The organism is Longimicrobium terrae (genome assembly GCF_014202995.1).
Classification (GTDB): Bacteria; Gemmatimonadota; Gemmatimonadetes; order Longimicrobiales; family Longimicrobiaceae; genus Longimicrobium; species Longimicrobium terrae.
In genome coordinates, this window is sequence record NZ_JACHIA010000002.1 from 54,825 (window position 1) to 80,148 (window position 25,324).

General features: G+C 70.1%; 19 protein-coding genes and 1 pseudogene. 7 read left to right on the top strand and 13 right to left on the bottom strand.

Annotated features, from left to right (window positions below; translation table 11 throughout):
• Positions 1–483 precede the first annotated feature (483 nt).
• The 4 genes from HNQ61_RS03800 to HNQ61_RS03815 all read right to left on the bottom strand — a co-directional run bounded on the left by HNQ61_RS03800 (position 484) and on the right by HNQ61_RS03815 (position 6,481).
• Positions 484–2,421, bottom strand: a complete 1,938-nt coding sequence (locus tag HNQ61_RS03800) for a DUF885 domain-containing protein (protein WP_170038144.1) — start codon at positions 2,419–2,421, stop codon at positions 484–486.
• A 400-nt stretch (positions 2,422–2,821) separates the two neighbouring features.
• Positions 2,822–3,808 (bottom strand): hypothetical protein, encoded by a 987-nt coding sequence (locus tag HNQ61_RS03805; protein ID WP_170038143.1) that lies wholly within the window; start codon positions 3,806–3,808, stop codon positions 2,822–2,824.
• 378 nt (positions 3,809–4,186) lie between these two features.
• Positions 4,187–4,978, bottom strand: coding sequence for a VOC family protein (locus HNQ61_RS03810; protein WP_170038142.1), 792 nt, complete (start codon positions 4,976–4,978; stop codon positions 4,187–4,189).
• 510 nt (positions 4,979–5,488) lie between these two features.
• Entirely contained in the window at positions 5,489–6,481 is a 993-nt protein-coding gene (locus HNQ61_RS03815) for an L-threonylcarbamoyladenylate synthase (protein WP_170038141.1), read from the bottom strand.
• A gap of 219 nt (positions 6,482–6,700) precedes the next feature.
• Between HNQ61_RS03815 and HNQ61_RS03820 the strand changes: the two genes are divergently transcribed.
• Complete coding sequence (locus HNQ61_RS03820) at positions 6,701–7,009, top strand: hypothetical protein (RefSeq protein ID WP_170038140.1); 309 nt, start codon at positions 6,701–6,703, stop codon at positions 7,007–7,009.
• A gap of 62 nt (positions 7,010–7,071) precedes the next feature.
• On the opposite strand, the gene HNQ61_RS03825 is transcribed toward HNQ61_RS03820, so the two are convergent.
• Both HNQ61_RS03825 and HNQ61_RS03830 read right to left on the bottom strand, forming a co-directional pair.
• On the bottom strand, positions 7,072–8,394 hold the full coding sequence (locus tag HNQ61_RS03825) for a M16 family metallopeptidase (RefSeq protein ID WP_170038139.1): 1,323 nt from the start codon (positions 8,392–8,394) through the stop codon (positions 7,072–7,074).
• A complete protein-coding gene (locus HNQ61_RS03830) occupies positions 8,384–9,700 on the bottom strand; it encodes a M16 family metallopeptidase (protein ID WP_170038138.1) in 1,317 nt (438 codons plus the stop codon). The genes HNQ61_RS03825 and HNQ61_RS03830 overlap by 11 nt, the downstream gene beginning before the upstream one ends.
• 125 nt (positions 9,701–9,825) lie before the next feature.
• Between HNQ61_RS03830 and asd the strand changes: the two genes are divergently transcribed.
• Positions 9,826–10,737 carry an archaetidylserine decarboxylase gene (gene asd / locus HNQ61_RS03835; RefSeq protein ID WP_170038136.1) on the top strand — a complete coding sequence of 304 codons (912 nt, stop codon included), beginning with the start codon at positions 9,826–9,828 and terminating at the stop codon, positions 10,735–10,737.
• A 500-nt stretch (positions 10,738–11,237) separates the two neighbouring features.
• Here the strand turns inward: asd and HNQ61_RS03840 are convergent, their stop codons facing one another.
• From HNQ61_RS03840 to HNQ61_RS03860, 5 genes are all read right to left on the bottom strand, one after another.
• A complete protein-coding gene (locus HNQ61_RS03840; RefSeq protein WP_205761968.1) occupies positions 11,238–12,317 on the bottom strand; it encodes an alpha/beta hydrolase in 1,080 nt (359 codons plus the stop codon).
• A gap of 177 nt (positions 12,318–12,494) precedes the next feature.
• Positions 12,495–12,995, bottom strand: a complete 501-nt coding sequence (locus HNQ61_RS03845) for a DinB family protein (RefSeq protein WP_170038134.1) — start codon at positions 12,993–12,995, stop codon at positions 12,495–12,497.
• A gap of 421 nt (positions 12,996–13,416) precedes the next feature.
• Entirely contained in the window at positions 13,417–15,039 is a 1,623-nt protein-coding gene (locus HNQ61_RS29470; protein WP_170038132.1) for a M2 family metallopeptidase, read from the bottom strand.
• On the bottom strand, positions 15,036–16,394 hold the full coding sequence (locus HNQ61_RS03855; RefSeq protein WP_170038130.1) for a dipeptidase: 1,359 nt from the start codon (positions 16,392–16,394) through the stop codon (positions 15,036–15,038). Before HNQ61_RS03855 ends, HNQ61_RS29470 begins: the two co-directional genes overlap by 4 nt.
• Before the next feature lie 181 nt (positions 16,395–16,575).
• Positions 16,576–17,466, bottom strand: a complete 891-nt coding sequence (locus HNQ61_RS03860) for an AraC family transcriptional regulator (RefSeq protein WP_170038128.1) — start codon at positions 17,464–17,466, stop codon at positions 16,576–16,578.
• Between the two features lie 152 nt (positions 17,467–17,618).
• Here HNQ61_RS03860 and HNQ61_RS03865 point away from each other — a divergent pair, with 152 nt between their 5' ends.
• Positions 17,619–18,374 (top strand): SDR family oxidoreductase, encoded by a 756-nt coding sequence (locus tag HNQ61_RS03865; protein ID WP_170038126.1) that lies wholly within the window; start codon positions 17,619–17,621, stop codon positions 18,372–18,374.
• Between the two features lie 43 nt (positions 18,375–18,417).
• Here the strand turns inward: HNQ61_RS03865 and HNQ61_RS03870 are convergent, their stop codons facing one another.
• Positions 18,418–18,606: a type II toxin-antitoxin system HicB family antitoxin gene (locus tag HNQ61_RS03870; RefSeq protein WP_170038124.1), complete on the bottom strand. Its 189-nt coding sequence runs from the start codon at positions 18,604–18,606 to the stop codon at positions 18,418–18,420.
• A 340-nt stretch (positions 18,607–18,946) separates the two neighbouring features.
• A pseudogene (locus tag HNQ61_RS03875) lies at positions 18,947–20,858 on the bottom strand (ATP-dependent metallopeptidase FtsH/Yme1/Tma family protein).
• 286 nt (positions 20,859–21,144) lie between these two features.
• Between HNQ61_RS03875 and HNQ61_RS03880 the strand changes: the two are divergent.
• From HNQ61_RS03880 to mdh, 4 genes are all read left to right on the top strand, one after another.
• Complete coding sequence (locus tag HNQ61_RS03880; protein ID WP_170038120.1) at positions 21,145–22,668, top strand: MotA/TolQ/ExbB proton channel family protein; 1,524 nt, start codon at positions 21,145–21,147, stop codon at positions 22,666–22,668.
• Positions 22,655–23,113, top strand: a complete 459-nt coding sequence (locus HNQ61_RS03885) for a hypothetical protein (RefSeq protein ID WP_170038118.1) — start codon at positions 22,655–22,657, stop codon at positions 23,111–23,113. Before HNQ61_RS03880 ends, HNQ61_RS03885 begins: the two co-directional genes overlap by 14 nt.
• The gene (locus tag HNQ61_RS03890; protein WP_170038116.1) at positions 23,110–23,757 is read left to right on the top strand and encodes a hypothetical protein; all 648 of its coding nucleotides are present in this window, start codon (positions 23,110–23,112) and stop codon (positions 23,755–23,757) included. The genes HNQ61_RS03885 and HNQ61_RS03890 overlap by 4 nt, the downstream gene beginning before the upstream one ends.
• Positions 23,758–24,321: 564 nt before the next feature.
• Entirely contained in the window at positions 24,322–25,245 is a 924-nt protein-coding gene (gene mdh / locus HNQ61_RS03895) for a malate dehydrogenase (protein WP_170038114.1), read from the top strand.
• Positions 25,246–25,324: the final 79 nt, after the last annotated feature.

Genomic DNA, 25,324 nt, shown 5'->3' on the forward strand with positions numbered 1-25,324 from the left:
GGGGGCGACTGAAGTCGCGGCAACAACGGCGCGAAGTCCGCCTTCGCGGACTGGGGCGGACACTCTGGCGCGCGGCGCGAAGTCGGCCCGTCGAAGACCGCAGCCGGCCTCCGAAGCGCGCGGCGGACGCTCCCCGGAATGACAGCGCGTGGGACGCTCCGGGACGGCGATCATCCCTACCGACGTCTCAGTAGCCGGACGAGCAGGCGCGCAACAGCACGTTGAGCACGATGGTGAGGACGATGGACGCCACGATGCTGAACATGCACCCGGCGGAACGGACGCGGACGGCCATGCGCTTCTCCTTGCAGGCGGGGACGATGATCGCGCGGCACCGGGCAGCATCCGTGCCCGGAAAGGATGAGGGATGGCGATCAGCAGACCAGGGTCATCGCCGTCCGGCTGCGACTCGTCTCCCGAAACGAAAGCGGGCCCGGATCCATCGATCCGGGCCCGCTTTCGTTCATCCCCCAAGCGGAAAGCCTACGCCTGGCTGAGGAAGTAGTCGCGGAAGTACGTGGCGGGAATGGTGCCCATCCGCATCAACCGCTCGTGGAACTCCTTGGCGGAGTACGCGGACCCGCGCGCCTGCCGGTAGGCGTCGCGCAGCTGCAGGATGGCGTTCTTGCCCAGGTTGTAGGTGATGGCCTGGGTGGGCCACTTGCTGTAGCGGTACATGGCCCGCTGTGCGCCTTCGCACACGGCGCGCGCGTCGGCGTTGGACTCCGCGGCCGCGCAGGCGCCGGGGTAGAAGTTGAAGTTGGCGGTAAAGTAGTCCACCGCCTCGTCGAACGTCATGCGCCCGGTGTGGATGCCCACGTCCACCACGATGCGCACGGCGCGCATCAGCTGGCCCTGCAGCTCGTACAGGTACTCGCCCGGCGTGTAGAACCCGTACGGCCGGTCGGGCGCCGCCTCGGCCATCAGCTCCTCGGCGTACAGGCCCCATCCCTCCGTGGCCATGGAATCCTCCCACATGGCGGACGAATCCTCCACCGCGCCGGGGGTGAGCCAGCGGATGTTGCTGATGCTCTGGGCGTTCTGCGTCAGGTACTTGAAGTGCCAATCGTGGCCGGGAAAGCCTTCGTGAATCGCCGTATCCGCCACGGACGCGCGGTTGTTGAGCCGGAGCGCCGCGGCGTCGTTGCCGGTGGGCGTCAGGTAGAAGCGGCCCACGCCGGAGGTCTTGAAGGGCGGGGCGGGGTAGTACGCCGCGTCGATGGTGCTGCGCAGCACGGGCGGCGTGGGATACACGTCCAGCCGGTAGTCCGCGGGGACGTCGAACAGCTGGTGGTCGCGGCCGTACTGCACGGCGCGGCGGCCGGCCTCCACGTACCACTGCAGCAGCTCGTCGTCGTTGCGCGGCGAGTCGCTGGCCAGGTGCTCCATGACGGCGCGGACGCCGGCGTTCTTTTCGTCCCGCGTCCCGAAGCGGATGGGCAGGTTCGCGTCTCGCGCCACCTGCTGCGCGACTTCGTAGATGCGGTTCTGGTACGTTTCCGTCTGCGCCCTGCCGTACGCGAACAACTCGGCGGCGGAGCGGGTTTCGCGCAGGTTGTTGCGCAGCCGCCACTCGTACTCGCGCTCGCCGATGGCAAAGCGGTCCTGCCGGTCATCCGCCGGATACATCGCCTGCAGCGCGTCGGCGAAGTCCGAGTACGCCTTGGCCGCGGTGCCGGCGCCGGCGCGGATCTGCACCGTCATCTCGCCGGCGAACGGCCGGTCGCCCAGCGCCTTTTCCGCCAGCTCCGGGAGCGTGTCCTGAAAGTATTCGGCGTTGCTGCGGCTTCCGGCGATTCCGTCGCGCTGCACCATGCGCCAGTCCGGCCGGTTTCCGCTCGCCAGCCCCGCGCGCAGGTTGGCGCCCGCGGCCTGCAGGTAGCCGGGAACGGCGTTCAGCCGCTCCAGCACGCGCATCCACTCGTCGCGCGTGCCCAGCAGGCCGTTGCCGGCGTCTGTCATCTGCTGGATCTGCCAGTCCACGCCGCGGAATGGCTCGGCGACGTACGTGTCCACCGCGCGCTCGTGGTAGCGCAGGTCTTGGAGCTGGTGGATGATGAAGTCCAGCTGCGCGCCCAGCACCGCGTGGTCGATGCGCTCTTCCGGCGTGAGCGACTCGGGGCGGATGGCGTCGCGCGCGGCCTTGGCCTCGCGGTAGAAGGCGAGCTCGGCGGCGAGCGCCTCGGGGCGGTAGTCGCGCAGCTTTCCGTTGATGTCGGCCAGCTGCGGGCTGTACGCGTCGCCGCCCAGGTAGGTGGCGGTAACGGGGTTGTAGCGCAGCACGCGAACGAAGTAGCGGTCGCGCAGTTCGGTGAACGGCGAGGCGGGCCCGGCCTGCGCGGCGAGCCTTTCCAGCGAGGGCAGAATGCCAGCGAACAGCGCGGCGTGCGCGCTCTGCAGCACGAACGAGCGACGATCCATCGGGGAGTCCGGGGTTGGGGTGCGCGCGAGTGGCCCCGCGCAGGAGTTGATCCTGCCATTTCGTGCCGCTCCGCACAAGTCCGGCGCGTGCTCCGTCTGTATGAACTGCCGTTTCACAGGAGGTCACGGAGGGGCACGGAGGACACGGAGGAACAGCAACAGCAAGGCATCACACAGAGCAGCGGAGAAGCAGAGAACAGACGAATCATTGTTGATGTTGTCCGTTCTTTTCCTCTGCTCCTCTGCTGCTCTGTGTGAGGTTCTTCTGTTTCTTCCTCCGTGTCCTCCGTGCATCCTCCGTGACCTCCGTGTGAAACGGCAGTTCAGCGGATGACGGAAAACGCGAACGGGCCGGCGATGTGCTCGCCGGCCCGCTCTCGTCCATCGACAGAAACCCGAATCAGTGGTTGCCGTACACGCGCCCCGACTGGATCAGGCGCTGGCGCGCCGTGTTGCCGGGCACTGCGATGTGCGCCGCGGGATCGTACTCCTTGCCCACCGCCGGGCTGCCCTGCGGCACCCAGATCTGCACGATCGTGTTCGTGTAGCCCTGCGGCAGGTAGCGCACGTAGTAGCCGTCCGGGTGCAGCGACCAGCGGCCGCTGGGCACCGCGCGGCTGCCCGGGCCCATGCCCACCGCGCCTGTCAGCACCGCCGCGGCTTCCAGCTGCTGAAAGCTGGCCGTGGGGTCCGCCAGCAGGGTGCGCAGCTGCGATTCGGCCTGCACCACCTGCCGCACCGGGCCCGGAACGCGGTCCAGCAGCGCGCCCATCTGGTCGCCAGGCACCAGGTCCAGCGCGCTGCGGTTCAGCGAGGCGATCTGGCGCGGCGTAAGCAGACGGCTCGCCACCGCCTTGTGCTCCGTGGACAGGTCCTCGAACTTGGCGCGCGCGACGATGGCCCACAGCAGCGTCTGAATGTCGTGCTGCTCGATCTCCGGATGCTGCACCGAGTTGCGGACAATGCTCATCACCGCGTCGTCGGCCGAGCCCTTGGGCGGCGCGTACAGGTAGCCGTCGCCGCCGCCGGGGCCGTGCGTCCCCGCGTGCAGGCAGTAGCTCTGGTCGTGCATCTCCCAGTAGCCGGGCTGCAGCACGAACCCGCCGTTGGGCGTGCGCTGAAGCTGCAGCATGCTGCGCTTGGCCTCGCGCGGGGTGAAGTTGTCCAGCGAGTCCACCGCCCAGCGCGCGTCCGGCAGCGAGGTGCTGATGGGCTGGCTGCCGCCCACGAGCTGGTCTAGGCTCAGCCGCCCGCCGGCCACGCGGCCCACCGCGCCGCGAATGCGTCCGCCGATCTGGGCGGTGGCGGAATCCGTCACGGCCGCGCCCAGCGCGAGCGCCAACGTGGCGCGGACGGCGATTCTCTTGAAGCTGTTCCAGGATTGCATGACGGGATCTGCTTCGGATGTGAAAGTCACGGCAAGTCGCGGAATCCGGCGGCCGTGGCGGCGGCAGTTTAGCGTCCCCCGCCCGCCGGGGCCAGCCTCGGTTTCTCCTGCCCGGACACTGCTACGGACACGCGTTTCAGCTGGATGGGCCGGCTCCCCACGCGAGGGTGCCGGCCCATGATGATGCCATTCCGCCGCCCCGCGCGGGATGGGTAAACCGACCCAACTCCCCTCCCCGCCACCTTCCGCGCGAACTCGGGCTGGCATCGGCCGTTCAGGTTGATCGGATGCTGGATCGATCAGCCCGGAAGCCGCCAACATCGAGCCCGTCGTCCGTCACGCGGCGCATGTCGGCCGACGGCGAAACTGGATGGACGGTCAGCGGGAGGTGCGCTGGAGGATGGAGAACGCGGCGCCCTGCGGATCCTGCATCGTCGCGAACCGGCCGACGCCCGCCAGCGGCTCCGGCCCCACCAGGCGGACGGCGCCCATCTCCTCCGCGCGCCGCAGATCGCCTTCCACGTCGGTGACGGCAAAGAACGGCATCCAGTGCGGCGGAATGCCGTCCATCGACTGCGCGAGCCGCAGCATTCCCGCCACCGGCTCGCCATCGCGAAGAAACAGGGTGTAGGGCACGGGGCCGCGGGTGAACGTGTCCGCGGTCCATCCCAGCAGGCCGGTGTAGAAGCGCTCCGCCTTGGCCAGATCGCGCGTGGCGAGCTCGGTCCACGTGGCCGCGCCGGGCTCGTCGCGCACCTCGGCGCCGCGGTGCTCCTTTGCCTCCCACAGCGCGACGGTGGCGTGAGAGGGATCGGTCAGCAGCACCATCCGCCCCTCGTCCATGACGTCGAAGGGCTCCGCCAGCAGCGTGGCGCCGAGTTCAACAGCACGCGCGGCGGCGGCTTCGGCGTCGTCCACGGCCAGGTAGCTGAGCCAGGCGGAGGGCACGCGCTCCATCTTCTGCCCCGGATCGAGCGGGTAGATGGCGGCCGCGGCGCGCCCGTGCAGTTTCATCCGCAGATAGACGTCGCCCTCGTCGGGGCCGAACTGGGTGCGGTCCGTGGTCCAGCCGAACAGCGCCGTGTAGAAGCGCTCCGCGACGGCGAGGTCGTTGGCGCCCATGTCGAGCCAGCAGAACGAGCCGGCGGGGTACGCGTTGATGACGGGCATGTGCAGTCGGTAGATGAGGATCGGTGCGAAGGGGCGGAGACCGCGGGGGGCCCCCACCCGGGCCGGCACCACCGGCCCACCCTCCCCCGAAAAAGACCGGGGGAGGGTTGGGGCTCGGCGGAAAATCCAGTGCGTGGAGCGAAGAGGGGTCGCGTGAACGGATCTCGTTGAGCGAATGAATCCGCCGCGCCGACGGTGGAGAGTTCGGTGCGTGGTGCGAAGACCGGTGCGTGCGCGAAATCCGTTGAGCGAATGAATCCGCCGCTCAAACAGCGGGAACCCCCGACACGGCGCTATTCGCGCGCCGTTCGGGGCTTCAACCGCGTTCGGGATGCAGACGAATCTGCCGTATGCTCCCTCTCCCACATCCGTTCGTGGGAGAGGGTCGTCGTGCGCAGCACGCGGGGTGAGGGCCCCAGCCGTCCGCCGCGCCACCCTCCGCAGCACGAACGGATGTAGTCGTCGGGCCAGTCCGCTATCCGTACAGATGCCGACATCACCGCTCATCCATCACCCCGTCACCGCGCGCCGCAGCCTGTCGCGGATCCCCGCCCACGCGCCGCCGTCCGGAACCGGATCGACCAGGATCGCGTCCACGCCCGCCTCATCCATCTCATGCAGCGCGGCGTACAGGCGCGCCGCGTATCCCGCGGGATCGGCAGGCATGCGGATCACCGGCCCGAGGCGCGCGTCGTCCACCGGGGCCAGCAGGAGCGCGCCCACCCGTCCACCCGCCTCCGCGGCGCGGCGCAGGGCCTCCGCGCGGCCGTCGCGCGGCAGCATGCGCAGCGGCGCGCGCGGGGCGTAGTGGCGGTCCATCATCCCCGGCGAGGGGCGCGCAGCCTCGCCCCCCGGCTCCGCCGCCGGGAGCGCGACCTCGCCCACCACGCGGCGCAGTTCATCCACCGAAACGCTCCCCGGGCGCAGCAGCGTCGGCACGGCGGACACCAGGCTGACCACGGTCGATTCGATGCCGACCGGGCAGGGGCCGCCGTCCAGAATCAGATCCACGCGATCGCCCAGCCCGCGCTCCACGTGCCGCGCGGTGGTCGGCGACACCTCCGTGGAACGGTTTGCGCTCGGCGCGGCGACGGGGAGCCCGGCCGTGCGCAGCAGCGCGTGCGCCACGGGATGCGCTGGCACGCGAAGGGCCACGCTGGGCAGCCCCGCCGTCACCGCGTCCGGCACGCCCGCGCGCTTGGGAACGACGAGCGTCAGCGGCCCGGGCCAGAACGCCTCCGCCAGCCGCGCCGCCGCCTGCGGCCACGCCGCGGCCAGCGCCCGCGCTCCCTCCGCGTCCGCCGTGTGCACGATGAGCGGGTTGTAGCCGGGGCGCCCCTTGGCCGCGTAGATCCCCGCCACCGCGGCCGGGTCCATCGCGTGCGCGCCGAGCCCGTACACGGTTTCCGTCGGGAACGCGACCAGCCCGCCGCGCCGCAGCACCTCCGCCGCGCGCGCCAGGATTTCCGGCTCCGGCGCGGCGGAATCGACCGGGACGATCATCCGCCCGTCCGCCGGCCGCGGTGGAAACAGATGGTGCTCATGAAGCCATCTGTCACACGGCGGAACCCCCCGTCCGCCGCGCCGATCCACGGTTCCCGGAGCGGGCGGATGGATGCCGCCGGAACGGCACGGGGGTTGCCTGACCACCTGCCAGAGCGCGTCGGCGGGGGCCGGCGCAAGAAGGCACGGCTCCGCGCCCGAGGGATACTGGAGGACCCGATGTGGATGTTCATGACCGCGCTCTGGGTGGTGATGCTGCTCGCCCCGCTGGCACTGCTGGTGGCGCTGCTCCCCGCCGGGCGCGACTGCCCCCGGTGCGGAGGTGAAACCATTCTGCTGCGCACGCGCATGCTCCTGGCCGCGCGCCGCTTCTTCGGCCGCCGCTGGTGCACGGCCTGCGGATGGGAAGGCGTGATGCGCGCCGGGTCCAATGCGCCGGTCCCGGCGCTGGCCCACGCGGCCGGCCCGCACGAAGAAGCGGACGATGACGCGGTGTGGCGCCCCGAGCGCAACGACACGCTCTTCTAGTCCGCGCTCCATCCCGTGAAGCAGACGCCCGGCCCCCGCGAACGGGGCCGGGCGTCTTTCGTTCATCCCTCTTCCGCCATCCCGCCCACCACCACGCGCACCGTCCGCTCCGGCGCAAAGAAGCGCTCCGCCACGCGCAGCACGTCTTCCGCCGTCACCGCCTCCACGCGGTCCGCGTACGTTTCCCAGTAGTCGTCCGGCAGTCCGTACGCCTCCAGCGTCACAAAGCGGCCCGCCACGCCGCTGGGCGTTTCGAACAGGCGGGGGAGCGACAGGATCATGGCGTCCTTGGCGCGGCGAATCTCCGCGTCGGGCACCAGCCCCTCCGTCATCCGCCTCATCTCGCCGATCATTTCGCGCAGCGCATCCGCCGTAACCCCCACGTCCACCGCGGTTTCGGCGGACCACCCGCCGGTGACCACGCCGGGCTGAAAGGACGAGCGGGCGCCGTACGTCCACCCCTTGTCCTCGCGCAGGTTGGCGCCCAGGCGGCCGGTGATGGTGGAGCCGCCCAGGACGTAGTTGGCCACGGAGGCCGCGAACCAGTCCGGCGAACGGCGGTCCAGCCCCACGCCCACGATGCGGATCTCGGACTGCGCCGCGTCGTCCCACGGCACCAGCACCAGCTTGCCGGCGCGCGGGGGGAGCTCCGTTCCCGCGGGGTACGTGATGGCGGGCGGCGCCCCGCTCCACGCGCCGAACGCCTCGTCCAGCAGGCGCTTCAGCTCCGCCGTGTCAAAGTCGCCCGACGCGACCAGGAACGCGCCCGTGGGCCGGTAGAACCGCTCGTGAAAGTCCGCCAGCACCTCGCGCGGCACGCCCGCGATCCCCGCCGCCGTGCCGAACGCGGGAAGCCCGTACGGGTGGTCCGCGCCGAACACCTCCAGCGCCGCGCGGTCTTCCGCCACGTTGGCCGGCTCGTCCTCGCGCCCGACGATGGCGTCCAGCGACTCCGCGCGCACCCGCTCCACCTCGCGCTCCGGAAACGACGGGCGCAGAAGGACGTCCGCCAGCAGGGTGATGCCTTCCGCCAGCGTTTCCGTCAGAAAGACGGCTTCCACCTCGGCGTAGTCGTGGCCCACGCTGGCGCTGACGGCCGCACCCAGCCCGTCCAGCCGCTCGGCCAACTCATCCGCCGAATACGTCGTCGTCCCCTCCGTCAGCAGGTGGCCGACGAGCGACGCCGTCCCGGGATGCTCCGCGGGATCGCCCGCGCTGCCCGCGGGGAGCGCGAGGCGGATGACCACCTGCGGCACCGTGGCGCGGGGAGCGGCCACCACGTGCAGCCCGTTGTCCATGGTCCACCGTTCCGGGCGCGGCACGCGGGGGCGCGGCGGTTGTCCGGGAACCGGGGCGGGGAAGAAGGGGATCGTTTCAGGCTGCATCGCGCACCTCCTCGTCTTCTTCTTCCTCGCCGGGGATGACGACCAGCGTGGCGGCGCGGTCGGGCGACAGATACGTCGCGGCGACGCGCTGCACGTCCGCCGCGGTCACGTTGGCGTAGCCGTCCAGCACGCCGTGGATCGCATCCGCGTCGCCCAGCACGGTGGCGGCATAGGCGAGGGTGTCCGCGCGCTCCTCCATCGTGGCCAGTTCGGAAACCAGGTCGCGGCGCACGCGGCGGATGGCGCCCGTGACCTCCGCCTCCGTCACGCCGTCGCGGATCACGTCGTCCAGCACCTGGCGTACGGCCTGCTCCAGCGCCTGGGGTTCGATCTCCGACCGCGCGGTGCCCACGATCCCGAACAGGCCGCAGAGCGCCGTCGGGTACAGGTAGCTGTCGATGTCCTGCGCCAGCCTCCCGTCGCGGACCAGTGCGCGCTGCAGGCGGGAACTGTCTCCATCCGCCAGCAGATAGGCGAGCACGTCCAGCGCGATCCAGTCCGGCGTGCCGTAGCCGGGAACGGCGAACGCCTGGTGGACGCGGGGAAAGCTGACGTCGTCCTCCATCTCCTCGCGCACGCCGCCGGGCGAGGCGGGAAGCGGCGGAGCGGGCTGCGTTTCCAGCACGGGGCCGGCGGGCAGGTCGCCCAGGTACTTTTCCGCCAGCTCGAACGCGCGCTCCGGGGCGATGTCGCCGGCAAAGACGAGCACCGCGTTGCCGGGGGTGTAGTACGTCTGGTAGAATTCGCGCGCGTCATCCAGCGTAATCTGCTCCAGGTCGCGCATGTAGCCGATGGTGGGCCACGAGTACGGATGCGCGTCGGGAAAGAGCAGTTCGTGCAGGCGCTCGTCGGCCATGCCGTACGGGCGGTTTTCGTACACCTGCCGGCGCTCGTTCATCACCACGCCGCGCTGCAGCTCCAGCACTTCGCCGGTGAGGATGGGAAGAAAGAAGCCCAGGCGGTCCCTTTCCAGCCAGAGCGGCACTTCCACCGCGTGGGTGGGGACCGTTTCGTAGTAGTTGGTGCGGTCCAGCCAGGTGGTGCCGTTGTTGGTGCCGCCCACCCGTTCCAGAACGTCGTCAAAATGCCCCTTGGGGGCGTGCTGCGAGCCCTCGAAGAACAGGTGCTCCAACAGGTGCGCCAGTCCCGTGCGGCCCGGGCGCTCGTCGCGCGAGCCGGCGCGGAACATCAGGTGGACGGTGACGATGGGGGCGCCGCTGTCCTGGTGCGCCACCACGCGAAGCCCGTTGCCCAGCACGCGCGTGGTGCTGGGGATTCGGATGCTGGATGAGATGGATGTGCTCAACGCTATGCCGTTCTTGATTTTGCGGTCCTTGATCGCACGTTGCCCCGCGTCGCGGGACGCGCCAATCTAACACCCGGCCCACGGATGCGCCTGCCCGCGGCGCGCGGCCTGCACTCCCCCGGAGCATGCACCGTTCCGATCATCAACCGGACCTTCCCCCGCTGCAGTGGCGCGCCGCGCTTTCGCTGCTGCGCCGCCTGCCGCAGGGCGCCCTGAGCCGCGGCTTCGGCCGGCTGGCGGACGCACACATTCCGCCGGGAATGCGCAACGCCGTCCTGGGGGCGTTCGCCCGCGCGGTGGGCGCGGACGCGAGCGAGGCGGAGCTGCCGCTGGAGGCGTATCCCACGCTCAACCGCTTCTTTACCCGCCAGCTCGCGGCAGGTGCGCGCACGTGGCCGGTGGATGCGTCCGCTCTCGCGTCGCCGGTGGACGGGGCGGTGGGGCAGCTGGGCGTGATCCGCGAGGGGCGGCTGATCCAGGCCAAGGGCCGGCTGTACGACGTCGCCCAGCTGCTGGAAGACCCGGCCGCCGCGGCCCGGTACGAAGGCGGCGCGTTCATCACGCTGTACCTGTCGCCCAGGGACTATCACCGCATCCATGCCCCGCTGGGGGGCGAGATCCGCGAGGCGCGGCACGTGCCCGGCGCGCTGCTGCCGGTGAACGCGGCGGCGGTGGCGCACATGCCGGACCTGTTCGCGCGCAACGAGCGGCTGATGTGCCACATCGACGGCGAGGCGGGTCGCGTGGCCGTCGTTGCCGTCGGCGCGTACAACGTGGGCCGGATCAGCGCGGCGTTCGACCGCGAGTGGAACGCGCCGGCCGGGGCGAGCGCGTGGGTCACCAACCGCCGGGGCCTGCAGTCCGCCGCGCGCCGCTACGAGCCCGCCGTCCCCGTGCGGCGCGGCGACGAGATCATGACGTTTCACCTGGGATCGACGGTCGTCCTCGTGTTCGAGCCCGGCCACGTGACGCTGGATCCGGGGCTGAAGCCGGGGGATGCGGTGCGGCTGGGGCAGGCGCTGGGGCGGTGGGGGTAGGGGTTCCGGCGAGGGGAGAGTTGGTGTGCGCCGGAGAGTGATGCCCTCACCCCGCGTGCTGCGCACGACGACCCTCTCCCACGAACGGATGTGGGAGAGGGAGCACACCCCAGTGCCGTGTATTTTGGAGGGTTCGGCGCGGCGGCGGGCGCCCCCCTCCCCCCAGCCCCCTCGCCCCGCAAGCGGGGGAGGGGGAGCCGTTCGGTGCGGAGGCGGGGTCGGCGCGTGTCCCTGGTTGCCGGTTCGCGTTGAGAACTTCCTTGGACGACGCGAATCCGGCTGTTGCAGAACTGCATCCTCAGGTCCTACGCGGTTGAAGCCCCGAACCGGACGCGCCAGCGGGAGGTGTCGGGGCTTTGCGGTGTTTGAGCGGCGGATTCATCCGCTCAGGCGGCCGCTCGCAACGAATCCGGTCCGCTTCTCCACGCATTCATCTCAAAACAGAACGGAGCCCCCGCGATGAATCGCGAGGGCTTCGTTCGTTCATCCGCCGGGACAGATTACATTCCGAAGCCGCCACGCAGGCCCGCGGCGCCGAACTGCACGGCCTCGCACGCCTTGGTGACCACGGCACACATCCCAAAGAACTCGTGCGTCACCGCCGGCCACGTGCGCTGCTGAACCGTCACGCCCGCGGACCGCAGCGCCGCCGCCAGTTCCTCGCCGTCCGAACGCAGCGGGTCGATCTGCGCGTTGACGATGGTGGTGGGCGGCAGGCCGCGCAGGTTGGCGCGCGTCAGCGAAATGCGCGGGTCGCGCAGGTCCGCCGGGGTGCGCGGGTAGTGCTGAAAGAACCACTGCATCCCCGCGCGGCTCAACGGCTTGGCCATCGCGTTCTCGGTATACGAGGGCGATTCCGTGTCGCCGTCCGCGATCGGGTACACGGCCAGAACGTGCACCGGCGCGCGCACGTTGCGGTCGCGCGCCAGCATGGCCGTCTGCACCGCCAGCCCGCCGCCCGCGCTCTCGCCGGCCACGGCGATCTTCATGGGGTTGCCGCCGATGGACGCGGTGTTGTTCACCACCCACTGGTACGCCGCGAACGCGTCGTCATGCGCGGCGGGAAAGCGGTTTTCCGGGCCCTTGCGGTACTCCACCGAAACGACGATGGCGCGCGCCGCGTTGGTCAGCGCCCGAGCCGAGCTGTCGTAGGTGTCGATGGTGGCGATCACCCAGCCGCCGCCGTGATAGTACACGATGACGGGAAACGGACCCGTTCCGGCCGGCGTGTAGATGCGCACGGGAATCGCCGCGCCGCCGGGGCCGGGAATGGTGCGGTCCTGCACGTTGCCCACGGGTTCCGGCGCGGTGCTGCGTCCCGAGCGCTGCAGCAGCGCCTTGACCGCGTCGGCGGGGCTGGGCTGGGTGCGCGCCTGCTGCGGTGTCAGCTGCTCCACCGGCCGCGCGCCGAGCGCGGCAAGCTGGTCCAGCACGGCCTGCATCTGCGCGTCGGGCTGCGCCATCATCCCGGCGGGCGCGGGCTGCCCGGCTCCGGCCATCGCGGGGTCCATCGTCTGGCACGCACCCGCGACCAGCGCGGCGCACCCCAGCGCCGCCGACCTGCTCCACATCTTCCTCATCCCGTCCTCCTCCACACCTGTTTGTCCATGGTTTGCCGAATGGCGCGGCGCGGCTTTGCAAGACCTTGGCCTTGTTTCATGAACTGCAACAGATGCGGAATTGCCGAGATTCTGTCTCACGTTCTGGTGGATGGATTTCGCTTGGACCGGGAGCCTCGGCCGGCGAGGAATCCCGGTTCAGCGCCGCTTCTTCATCCATACGCCCCAGGTCGCGGGCCCGACGGCGTCGTCGTTCACGGCGAGGCCGGCGGCCTTGAGCGCGATCTTGATCTGGCCGTGGTGATAGCCCTCGTGCCACACCATGTGCTGCAGCAGGAGGATGGGATGGTCATAGTGCATGTCCATCTCCTTATCCGCGTCCAGCCGGCCGCTGACCGCGTCGCGCACGGTGCGGGCGCTGTCGTTCAGCATGCGGGCGATGCGGTCCGGGTCGCGCTCGTCCATCCACTCCGCATCCGGAAGCTCGCCCGCGAATTCCGGCGCGTCCTCGGCAATGAACACCATCCGCACGAAATGGATGTGCGTAAACAGCTGCGCCACGGTGGGGCTGTCCGCCGTCGCCCGCGCGGCCAGCCCGCCGTTCGGCACCGTGCGCAGCAGATTGATGAGGATCGTGTTGTTGCGATCCCAGGAATCGAGCAGCGCCCGGAGGAGATTCTGATCGGATGCGGTGGGCACGGGATGGCTCCGGGATGAAGGAGTGATTGGATGACGAGAACCGCCGGGGGCAGGCGGACCTGGTGCGGAACGCGGAGCTGGAGCGGTGGGAAAGTAGATCCTTCGTCGGCGCCAGGCTTCGGGGCGGTGGGCAGTTCGGCCGACGCCTTCTCAGGATGACGCCTCACGGCGTGTGCGGCACGGACCGGGTGAGCCGCAGGGCTGAGGCCGTGCGCGGCTTCTCATGTCGATCGCAGAATGCCAGAACGCGGGGCCGCGGTCAGTCTGCGGCCCCGCGTTCCCGTCGCGCGTCGGCGCGGGCCTGTCGTGCGCATCGACCGACGCTTGTTGATCGACTGCTGTCGCTTTGCGGTGGCCTGAGGTTCGATCGAGCAGCCAATCGACGTACAGACGTGGCACTCACGCACTCACGCACCCAGCACTAACGCACTTGCTCCAAAACGAACTGCTCAACAAAAAACCTTGGCGACAGATCCTCGCCGGTGGCGTGAACCAGGAGGCCGTTCCAGTCGACCGTGGCTCCGGGAGCAAAAATCCGGTCGCGGAAAAAGGCGCCCACCCGCGGCTCCCCGGCAATGCTGCGGTCCGGTGCCAGGCCGGCCTCGCGGCGCACGGCGGCCGTCACCTGCGACGCCATCAGCTCGCCCAGCAGGTAGTTGTGATAGTACACGGGCGACAGCGACAGGTGGATCTTGCTGGCCCACTCCGTCCCGTCCGGCCGCGCCTCCGGGTACCGGATGAGCTGCATCCGTTCCACCAGTTCCCACCAGAGCGCGTTCAGGTCCGCCCGGTCCGGATCGCGGTACAGCGCGCGCTCAAAGTGCACCATCACCAGCATCCACCGCGTGGAAACCAGCATGGCCGCGCGCGACTGGTTGCGGATCTCCGCCTCGTCCGCCGCGCCGATGCCGGCGTTCAGTACCTCGCGCAGCCACGCCGGCTCGCGCGTCAGCCGCCCGAAGTACATCGCCACGCTTTCCGTGGAAAGCGTGTGCGCCGGCTGGCGGAGAAAGTACGGAACGGACGACGGGATCAGCTCATCGTACACCGCGTGCCCCAGTTCGTGGAGCAGGGTGCCGGTCCACTTCTCGTTCGGGCGCAGATTACACAGAATCCGGACGTCGCCCTCGCGGTCGATGTCCTGGCAGAAGGCGTGCTGGTCCTTGCCCTCGCGCTCGTACAGGTCGCTGCGCGCAAGCACGGCCTCCACCGGCAATCCGATCCCGCCAAAGAAGCCTGTCGCCACCTGCACCGGATCGCGACCGTCGAAGTATCGATCCATCTCCACGCGGCCCAGCGCGGGCGCCTCCTGCGCGAACGGGTCTTCCCAGTGCCACGGCCGCAGTTCATCCACCGGGACGCCGTAGCGCGCGGAAAGCTCGCGGTCCATCTCCGCACGCAGCGCGCGGAACGGCGCCTCGCTCAGCCGCTCGAACTCATCCATCACCGCGAACAGCCTCGCCTCGCCGATCTCCTGAAGCTCCAGGTCCATCGCGTACGCGTCGGCGTAGCCCAACTCGCGCGCCGCGGCGTTGCGGGCGCGCACCATGGCGCGAAGCGGCTCGGCCAGCGGCTCGCCGATCGCACGGCTTGCGTTCCACGCGGCCCGCCGCGCATCCGAGTCGCGCTCGGTGGAAAGGATGTCGACGATGCGGTTGTTGGTCACCCGCTCGCCGCCGATCTCCGCGCGAAAGGTGTAGAAGACGCGCTCCAGCTCCGCCGTATGCGCCACGAGCTGGTCGATGGTTTCGCGCGGCAGCTGGTTGGGCGTCACCTCCAGGTCCAGCACGACCAGCTGGCGGCGGAGCAGGGGATCGCACACCTCGTCCGAGGCCAGCCATCCCCGGATGCGGCGCGCCGCATCCGGGTCGGAAAGCAGCGCGCGGGAGTCCGCCCGGGCGCGGGTGGACCGCTCCAGCGCGGCCTCGCCCCCACCCGTGGCCGCGTCCCACCACGCCCGGTTGGCTTCCGCGTTCAGCGGGGCGGCGCGGCTTTCCAACTCCGCCAGAAAGGCCCGCGCCTCCCCCTCGGCGCCACCCGTCACCGCAGTTCCTCGTACATCCCGGCGATGGCTTCGGCGCCCTTCTGAAAGTTCTCCACCGACATCCACTCGTTGGGCGCGTGCGCGTTCTCGCCCGGCAGCCCGAAGCCGATCAGCAGCGCCTGCGCGTTCAGCGTTTCCTGGAACGCCTGCACGATGGGAATGGACCCGCCCTCGCGGATGAACACCGGCTTGCGCCCCCACGCCGCTTCCAGCGCGCGCGCCGCCGCGTCGAACACGGGGCCGCTCCCTTCCGCGTGCCAGGGCTGGCCGCCGTGCAGCGCCAGCACTTCCACCGTCACGCCCTCCGGCGCCAGCGACTGCACGTGCGCGGTAAAGAGCTTTTCCACTTCGTGAAAGTCCTGATCCGGCACCAGCCGCATGCTGATCTTGGCCATCGCGCGCGCGGGAAGCACGGTCTTGGCGCCCTCGCCGGTGTAGCCGCTCAGCAGGCCGTTCACGTCCAGCGTGGGACGGGCCCAGATGCGCTCGATGGAGCCGAAGCCCGCTTCGCCGCTCAGCTTGGGCGCGCCCACTTCCTTGCGCAGCGTTTCTTCTTCGAAAGGCAACCCGGCGATGGCCTGCCGCTGCTCCGGCGTCAGTTCGCGGACGCGGTCGTAGAAGCCGGGAATGGCCACACGGCCCTGGTCGTCGTGCAGCTGCGCGATGATGCGGGCCAGCGCGTTGGCCGGGTTCACCACCGCGCCGCCGTACGCGCCGGAGTGCAGGTCCGTCGCGGGGCCCTGCACGCGCACCTCCATGTAGGCCATGCCGCGCAGCCCGGTGGTGATGCACGGCAGCCCGGGCGCGAACATCGTGGTGTCGCTGATGACGACGGTGTCGCACGCCAGCCGCTCGGCGTTGTCGCGCAGGAAGGTGGCCAGGTTGGGCGAGCCGATCTCTTCCTCACCCTCGATGCAGAACACGACGTTGGCGGGAAGCGATCCGCCTTCGGCCAGCAGCGCCTGCACCGCCTTGACGTGCAGGTACACCTGGCCCTTGTCGTCCACGGACCCGCGGGCGTACAGGTTGCCGTCGCGCACCTCGGGTTCGAACGGGGCGCTGGTCCACTCGTCCAGCGGCTCGGGCGGCTGCACGTCGTAGTGGCCGTAGATGAGCAGCGTCGGCGCGCCGGCGGGGGCCCCGCGCCACTCGCCCAGCACCACGGGATGCCCTGCGGTGGGGATGATCTCCACCGTGAGCCCCGCCTCGCGCATGCGTTCGGCCAGCCAGTCGGCCGCGGCCGCGGTGTCGGCCTTGTGCTCGCTCTTGGCGCTCACGCTGGGAATGCGGAGCCACTCGATCAGTTCGTTGAGGTGCTTTTCGCGGTTACGCTGCAGGTATTCGGTCGCGGACATCGGCTCGCCGGTCTCAAGGGTTCAGAAAGCGCCGTCGCGCCCAAGATACACCGCCGCCGCGCCCCTGCCACCCCCGGCGGGCATCGGGATGATGACGAGCCGTCATCGTCCGCAGGCGCGTCCGGGTGAAGGGATGCAGTCCGCCAAGGCGGACTTCGCCGCCGTTGCTGCCGCGCCTTCTTCAGCCGCCCGCTGCCACCAGGCTCCGGGCGGCGGCGGTCTCCCGCATGGGCGGCAGGCCGAACATGCGGCCGTACTCCCGCGTAAACTGCGGTACGCTCTCGTATCCCACCGTGTAGGCCGCGGCGCTGGCCGACTTCCCTTCGGACAGCATCAGCCGCCGCGCTTCAATCAGCCGCAAGTGCTTCTGAAACTGGAGCGGAGACAGTGACGTCACCGCGCGAAAGTGCTGGTGAAACGAGGACGGGCTCATCCCCGCCGTGGCCGCCAGCCGCTCGATGCGGAGCGGGCGGGCGAACTCCTCCCGGAGCACGGTGACCGCGCGGGCGATGCGCTGCGCGTGCCCGCCCGGCCAGCCCAGGCGCTGGATGTCCGCCCCGTGCCGGCCGGCGAGCAGCCAGTAGTGAAGCTCGCGCACCATCTGCGTCTGCAGCACCGGCAGCGTCTCCGGACGATCGAGCAGGCGCATCAGCCGCAGCGCCGCGTCCGCCACCTCTGTGTCCGTGGGCTGAAGCCGCACACGCGCGCCGCCCGCGGCGGGAACGGCCTTGATCTGCGCGGCAAGCTCCGCGACAACGGCAAGATCCAGTTCCAGCACGAGCGACAGGTACGGCGCGGCGGCGGTCGCCCGGGTGATCTGGCTGACCGTCGGCACGTCCGCCGTGATCAGCATGGAATCGCCCGCGCCGAACGAGAACGCCTGTGTTCCCATCGTCACGTGCTTGGTCCCCTGCAGCACCAGGCACACCAGCGGCCGCATGACCGCGTGCACCAGACCGCCGGGCGCGAGGGCTTGGACGGTGGTCAGGCCCGGGATGGGCGTCTGGCCCAGGCCGTACGAATCGGAGTGCGCCTCCGCGTGGCGGCGGACGGCTTCCATCAGCGTGGTCATGCGCCCAAGCTACTCCGTCCCCCTCCGCCGCGCACGCGATGCTGGAGGATCAGGCAAGAGATTTCGCGATTCCGGCAAGGAGCACCCGCTTCGCTGGCGTAGATTCGTGTCGTCGCCCCATGGCGGCTGGATCACACCACAGGAGCCCGGAAATGAACACGATTGCCCTCGTTACCGGCGGAAGCCGCGGCCTTGGCCGCAACACCGCCACCCACATCGCCCGCCGCGGCGGAGACGTCGTCCTCACCTGGCACAGCCGCTCGGACGAGGCGGATGCGGCCGTCGCCGAGATCTCCGCAATGGGCCGCAAGGCCGTCGCGCTGCAGCTGGATACAGGCGAAGTAGCCAGCTTCGGTGCGTTCGCCGGCCGGCTGCGGACGGCGCTGCGCGACACGTGGGGACGCGATACGTTCGATCATCTCATCAACAACGCCGGCCACGGTGACTACGCGCTCATCAGCGAGACGACGGAAGCGCAGTTCGACCGGCTGGTAGACGTGCACTTCAAGGGCGTGTACTTCCTGACCCAGACCCTGCTTCCGCTGATCGCGGACGGCGGGCGGATCGTAAACCTGTCGACGGGGCTCACGCGCATCTCGTATCCCGGGTACGCCGCCTACGCCGCCGTAAAGGGCGCGGTGGAGGTCCTGACGCGGTACATGGCCAAGGAACTCGGCGCGCGCGGCATCGCGGTCAACACGGTGGCGCCGGGCGCCATCGAAACGGATTTCGGCGGCGGCGTGGTGCGCGACAACCCGGAACTCAACAAGGTGTTCGCGGGGATCACCGCCCTCGGCCGCGTCGGCCTCCCCGACGACATCGGGCCGATGATCGCCAATCTCCTCTCCGACGACAACCGCTGGATCACCGCGCAGCGCATCGAGGTCTCCGGCGGCCAGGGCATCTGACCGCACCTCGCCAGAGCGGGACAGATACCTGGAGCTCCGCGGGTCACGGAGGCGCCTGGTTACCTGGGCCGGGCGCTTCTGTGATCTCCAGCATCTCCGCGAGCGCTGATTCAAGGTTGTCCATCAACTCTTCTCGGGTGAGGCCTTGAGAGTTGACGCCGGGAACCTCTTCGATCCAACCAATCCAGTGATTTTTCCCCTTCTGGATTACCGCCGTGTAGTTGTGCTTCATGGCCTCCTCCGGAGTCGCGGGAGCCCAATACTACAACGATTTCGGCAGAGCGGAAGACGGCCGGAAGCCGCCACAGGTGGACACTCCGGACCACCCGCGGCGGCTTCTGTCTGGTCGAGCGCAGGCCGTCGCGCCGCGTGCTTCGCGGGATGTCGGCTTGCCGCCAGCAGATCCGTCGGTGCATCCAGCTCCGCGGGGCAGAATGGGCGGCGAGCGCGAGTGACGCCCCGCGGCGGCTTTGGTGAGGGAAGTCGTATTCGCGCGACGAAAAAAAGAGGCAAACGGAAGAGGTCCGGCCTCGCGGCCGGACCTCTTTTCGTGGCAGACCACGCCTCGAAGCTCAGCTCGCCAGGCGCGCGCGGGGCGGGGCGAACGGGGCGGCAAAGGCCTCGGCGAGCCACGCCGGACGTGCAAGGCCCGCCTCCTCCATGATCTCCACCGCTTCGTCGCCCTCGATCGTCTCGCGGTCCAGCAGCGCGAGGGCCAGCGCGGCGAGCGGTTCGCGGTTGGCCTCCAGCACCTCCTGTGTCCGCACGTACAGGCGCTCCAGAATCGTCTGCACCTCGCGGTCCATGCGGGCGTGCGCCTCCGCGCTCAGGCTGCCCATTTCGCCGTCGTGGATCAGCAGCCCGGTCGCGACGCCCATCCCCAGCTGGTACACCATCTTGCGGGCGATCCCGTTCACCTGCTGCAGGTCGCTCTGCGCGCCGCTGGTGATGGCGAGCGGGCCGAACACCAGTTCCTCCGCCGCGCGCCCGCCCAGCCCGATATAGAAACCGGTCGTCGCTCGGCGCGAAGTAGGCCACGCCCATCGCTTGCCCGCGCGGCTGGATGGTCACCTTGTGCAGCCCGTCTTCCGGCGCGCAGAGCACGCCCACAAGCGCATGTCCCGCCTCGTGATACGCCACCGTGCACCGCTCCTGGTCCAGCGCGCGGAAGCCCGTGCGCTCCTTGCCCAGCAGCAGCCGGTCGCGCGCGGCGTCAAGGTGCGCCCACCGCACCTCGCCCTGCTGCTCGCGCGCGGCGCCGATGGCCGCCTCGTTCAGCAGGTTGGCGAGTTCGGCGCCGGTGCTTCCCGGCGTCAGGCGCGCCAGGCGGCCCAGGTCCACCTCGCCGTGCAGAGGAATGCCGCGCCGGCCCACGTGCAGCCGCAGAATGTCTTCGCGCCCCGAAGCGTTGGGCGGGCTTACGCTCACCATCCGGTCGAAGCGGCCCGGGCGCTTGAGCGCCTCGTCCAGGTCGTCCGGGCGGTTGGTGGCGGCGATGACCACCACGCCGTGCAGCGGATCGAAGCCGTCCATCTCCACCAGCAACTGGTTGAGCGTGCGGTCGTCCTCGTTGTGCGAGCGGTTGCGCCCGCGCTTGCCGCCCAGCGCGTCGATTTCGTCGATGAAGATCACCCCGCCGCGCTTGCGGGCCTTTTTGAACAGCGACTTGATGCGGCTCGCGCCCATGCCGACGAGAAAGCCCGTCACCTCCGATCCGGAGACGGAAAAGAAGGGAACGCCCGCCTCTCCCGCCACCGCGCGCGCAAGCAGCGTCTTTCCCGTCCCCGGCGGGCCCACCAGCAGCGCGCCCTTGGGGATGCGCGCGCCCAGCCGCGCGAACCGGTCCGGCGCGCGAAGGAAATCGACCATCTCGCGCAGCTCTTCCGCCGCCCCCTGCGTTCCGGCCACGTCGTCAAAGGTGACGTCGGACTTTCCCGTCCCGCCAAGCTCGGCATTCGATCCACCGGGACGCATCTGCCGGTAGAACACGAATCCCAGGCCGATGAACAGAGCCGCGGTCAGCAGGTAGCGGAGGGTGGCCTCGGGCGTGGCGTGCGGCGGGCGCGTGGCGAGAGTCAGGCGCACGCCGGCGGCTTCGGCGCGGGCGGCCAGCGCGTCCACCTGCTGCACGGGGTAGTCGACGAGAAAGTCCGGATCGGCGCCGTTCGCCGCGCCGCGCGTGCCGGCCCACTCGCCGATGATCACGTCGCCCGGGCGGACCGTCAGCGAGGCCACCTGGCGCGCGGAAACAGCGGAAAGCGGTTCGGTATACGCCAGCCGGGGCAGCTGCGGCCCGCGCGCCGCGGCCCACACCCAGAACCCGGCGACGAACGAAAGCAGAACGAGCCCGGCGATTCCCATCCGCATCGGCCACACCGACGTGTTCGCGCGATGGCGGGGCAGGGGCTTGCCGGTGCGCGTGCCGGCCGTGGGCGGCGCGGTGCCGGATGCGGGTTCCCGGTCACCGTTGGAGGAAGGGTGCATGGACGATCGCGGAAAAAGGAAACGCGCCGTCGCGGTGGGCGGCGGCGTTCCGGGTTCTACATGAATTCGGGAATTGTCCAGCGGAAAAGCGGGCGTGCGATCCCTGCCCAAGTGCCTGTCCGACAGGAGGTTGCAAAGATAACCATGGTGTGCGCGCCGCGGGAGTGGGCCCCCGATCGCGGACGGCTCGAACGGGAATCCTGGTGCGCGGGGCCGACCCAGTCTGCATCGGCCATCCCGCAATGCGGACGGCAATCACGGGTCCCCAATCCTCTCTCGCTCCCTGATGCAGACTGTTCTTCCTCCCCCCGAGCAGGCGGCCGTGTACCCTCCGGCCGCGGCCGCGGCCACGGAGCCCGACGCCCACGTCTCCGTTCCGCGTCCGGCGCAAGGCGGGACCGGCGTTCCGGTCGCGCTCCTCGCCGGTGCCGCGCTCACCGCCGCCACGCACTTTGCGCTGCAGCCGTTTCGCGGATCGTACCTGGCCGTCCTGCTGCTGGAGCGGGGCTGGATGCAGTACGCGTCCGTGTTTCTGGCGTGCACCGCGCTGGTGCTGCTGGCCGGGCGGGCCGCGCATGCATTCGCCGCGCATCGCGACCTGGCCGGGGCGGCGCGTCTGCCCGCGCTCACGGCGGCGGAGGCGCGGAACCGCGTGGCGCTGGTTGCGCTGCGCGAGCGGTGGGCGCGGGCCGGCGGACGGGCGGGCCTCCTTCGCGCCCGCGCGCTGCAGGCGTACCTGGTTTCGGGATCGGCTTCGGCCGCCGCCGCGGCATCGGACGACGACACCGCGCAGGCCGAAGCGGCGCTGGAGGGGGCCTACTCCGTCCCTCGCGTGGCGGTATGGGCCATTCCGCTGTTCGGCTTCATCGGCACGGTCGTGGGAATCAGTGCCGCGGTAGCCGGGTTTTCGGGCTTTCTGCAGAAGGCCGAAGAGATCGAACAGATCAAGCAGGGAATCGGCGGCGTGACGACCGGGCTCGCGGTCGCGTTCGACACCACGCTGCTTGCCTTGGCGCTCAGCGTGGCGGTCATGCTGCCGCTGGTGCTGCTGGAACGATGGGAGCGCCGCGCGATCCTCGCGCTGGACGCCGACACGCGGGACCAGGTGATCGCCCGCCTTCCCGGCGCAGACGCCGCACGGCCGGCGGGTGTGGACGAACAGACGATGCACCGGGTGGTGGAGCACGTGGTTCGCGGCGCGCTGCCCTCCCCGGAAGCCATGGTCCGTGATGCTCGGACGTACCTGCAGTCCGCGGCGGCGGAGATCGCGGGCGCTGCCCAGGACGCGGCGCGCGCGGTAGGTGAGGCGGGGCAGGCGCTGGCGCAGGCCCAGGCCGAGAACCGCGCGCTGGCGGAGCAGGAACAGGCAGCCGCCCGGGCCCGGCTGGAAGCGCGCGACGAGCGCGTGCTTCGCACGCTGGTGCAGACGGCGCGTGCGCTGCTGGCGGAGCAGAATGCGGCGGCGGTCGAATCGCGCGCCCAGATCCAGGCGGCCGGAGAGCAGTTCGCGGCCACGGTGAACACCGTCTCATCAGCCCTGCACGCCGGCGCCGCCGCCCTGGGGCAGCGCGCGGAGCAACTGGCCGCCCTCGCCGCCCAGACCTCCGAGGTCGTCGCTCTGGAGCAGTCGCTGCACCGCAGCATCGACGCGCTGCGTCACACCGGGCGCCTTCAGGAGATCCTGGGCGAGGTGGAGATTTCGCTGCGCGCGCTGCGGCCGGCGCTGGACCGGCTCGCTCTCCCGCGCACCATCACGCTGGTGGAGGCCGACGGCGATGTGCGGCCCGTGGGGAACCATGGCGACGCGTAGCCGGGGCCGGGGAGCCGCGCTGACGGCGGAGCTGTTTCCCTTTCTCTCCGTCCTGGCGTGCGTGATCGGCACGCTGGTGCTGCTGGTGATTCTGGTCGCCAGCGGGCCGCTGGGTTCGCGGCGTTCCATCACCCTGGTGGCGCTGAACAGCGTCGGGCAGAACGTCACTCTGCGGCCGCACTACGTGGAGGTGACGGGTGAGGGCGTGGTGCTGCATCCCGGGGGGGAGAGGGTCCCCGCCAGCCGGCTGGGCAGCCGCGATACCCCGCTCGCCGATCTGCTCCGCGACGTGAGTGAACGGAAGGCAGACGAATACATCATCGTGGCGCTGCGTCCGTCGGGGTACCCGCACTTTGGTGAGGTGCGGCGGCAGGTGGAGGGACGGGGGATCAAGATCGGGTACGAGCCCATCGACGAGGGCTGGAAGCTCAGGATCCGCCGATGAAGCGGGTACGGCGCACCGGCGGAAACCAGCCGGCGGGGAATCTGGATTCCTTTCTGGATACGCTGACCAACACGGTCGGGGTAATGATCTTTGTCCTGCTGTTCGTGACGCTCGCCGCCGCGGACGCAACGGTGATCGTGCACACGCCGCTGCACGAGTATACGGACAAGGAGGCGATCTTCTTTGAGGTGCGGGGCGACCGCATCGCGCGGCTGCGCACCGAGGCTGGGGATTCGGCGTATTCCCAGCTCCTGCGCGGGCTGCCCCGCCTGAACTGGTACAACTTCAACGTGGTTCTGCGCCGCATCTACGACTTTTCGGCGGATGCGGGAAACCACGAGGTTTCGGTGGCGGGAAGCGTCACGTCGGGGAACCTGGGGCTGCGGTACCGCATGAAGCCGGAAGCGGGCGATACTGGCCGGGTGGTGCGCCGCCCCTCCTCCGAACTCCAGCGCGCGCTGGCCGATGCTGACACCAGCCGGCAGTTCGTCGCATTCCTCGTCCACTCCGACGGTCTCGAACTGTTCCGCGAAGCCCGCAAGCAGGCGAACAAACGCGGCTTTCAAACCGGCTGGGAGCCCATTCAAAACGATGCGGATGGCGTGGTGTTCAGCAGCCAGGGGCGCTCCGTGGGCGTGCAGTAGAATCGTGTTCCCCTGCGACCGGGCTTTTACAGCAACAGCACTCACGCGGAGATCGCGGGGGCCGCAGAGGTCGCGGGGGAACAGCGGAAATCATCCATCCATCCACCGATCCATTCATCCGATAATCATCCCTCGGTTATCCCATTCTGTTGACTCTGTAGCTCTGTGTGATGCCCTGCCGTTGCTGTTCCCCGCGACCCCCGCGACCCCCGCGTGAGATGCAGTAGAACCCGCCCCGCGAGCAAAGGCGGCGGTGACGCACCGGGACTGGGCGAAGCGGCGGGTGCGGTGTATGGAACGGAGCCTGTCACAGATCCGCGGCGATCCCGTCTTCCCATGCAGACGGGCCCGCGCGCGGCGTGTCACGCGGGCGGAGCGGACCGGGTGGACGGAGGAAACGGATGGCCGGGCGCGGGCGGGTCCGCATCGCCCGAAACACACCCGAAATTCCCTGTCAAACCGCCGTTGACACACCGCGCGGGGCCGTCTATGTTGGCGCCACCGCCGGCCCGCCCGGAACCAAGCGTCCGGCGGCCCGACTTCTCTTTCGCATCGGCTTTGAAGATGATAGACAAGATCACGGTGGTTGGGGCGGGCAACGTGGGCGCCACGGCGGCCCAGCGCGTCGCCGAAAAGGAGCTCGCGCGCGAGGTCGTGCTCATCGACATCGCTGAAGGCATTCCCCAGGGCAAGGGCCTGGACCAGTGGGAGTCCGCTCCCATCGAAGGCTTCGACACCCGCGTCACCGGCAGCAACGGCTACGAGGAATCGGCCGGCTCCGGCATCTACATCGTCACCGCCGGCATCGCCCGCAAGCCGGGCATGAGCCGCGACGACCTCCTCACCACCAACGCCGGCATCGTGCGTCAGGTGGCGGAAAACATCGCCCGCGTGTCGCCGAACGCCATCATCATCATGGTCAGCAATCCGCTGGACGTGATGTGCTACGTGGCGATGAAGGCCAGCGGCTTCCCGCGCGAGCGCGTCATCGGCATGGCCGGCGTGCTGGACACGGGCCGCTACCGCTCGTTCCTGGCCGAGGCCATCGACGTCTCCGTCGAGGACATTCAGGCGATGGTGCTGGGCGGCCACGGCGACACCATGGTGCCGCTGATCAGCTACACCACGGTGAGCGGCATTCCCATCACGCAGCTCATCGACAAGGAGCGGCTTGACGCGATCGTGGACCGCGCGCGCAACGGCGGCGCCGAGATCGTCAAGTACCTCAAGACGGGCTCCGCGTACTACGCCCCCAGCAGCGGCGCCGTGCAGATGGCCGAAGCCATCGTCAAGGACAAGAAGCGCATTCTTCCCTGCGCCGCGTGGCTGCAGGGCGAGTACGGGATGAAGGACCTGTTCCTGGGCGTGCCCTGCAAGCTGGGACGCAACGGCCTGGAGCAGATCATCGAGGTGGAGCTGACGGACGAGGAAAAGGCGGCGCTGCGCAAGTCGGCGGACGCCGTTCTGGAGCCGATGGCGCTGGTCTGATCGCGGCGATTTCACCGCGCCGCGCCCACCCGGGCGCGGCGCGCTTTGCAGCACCCCACCGGGCGGGCGCATCCGCCCC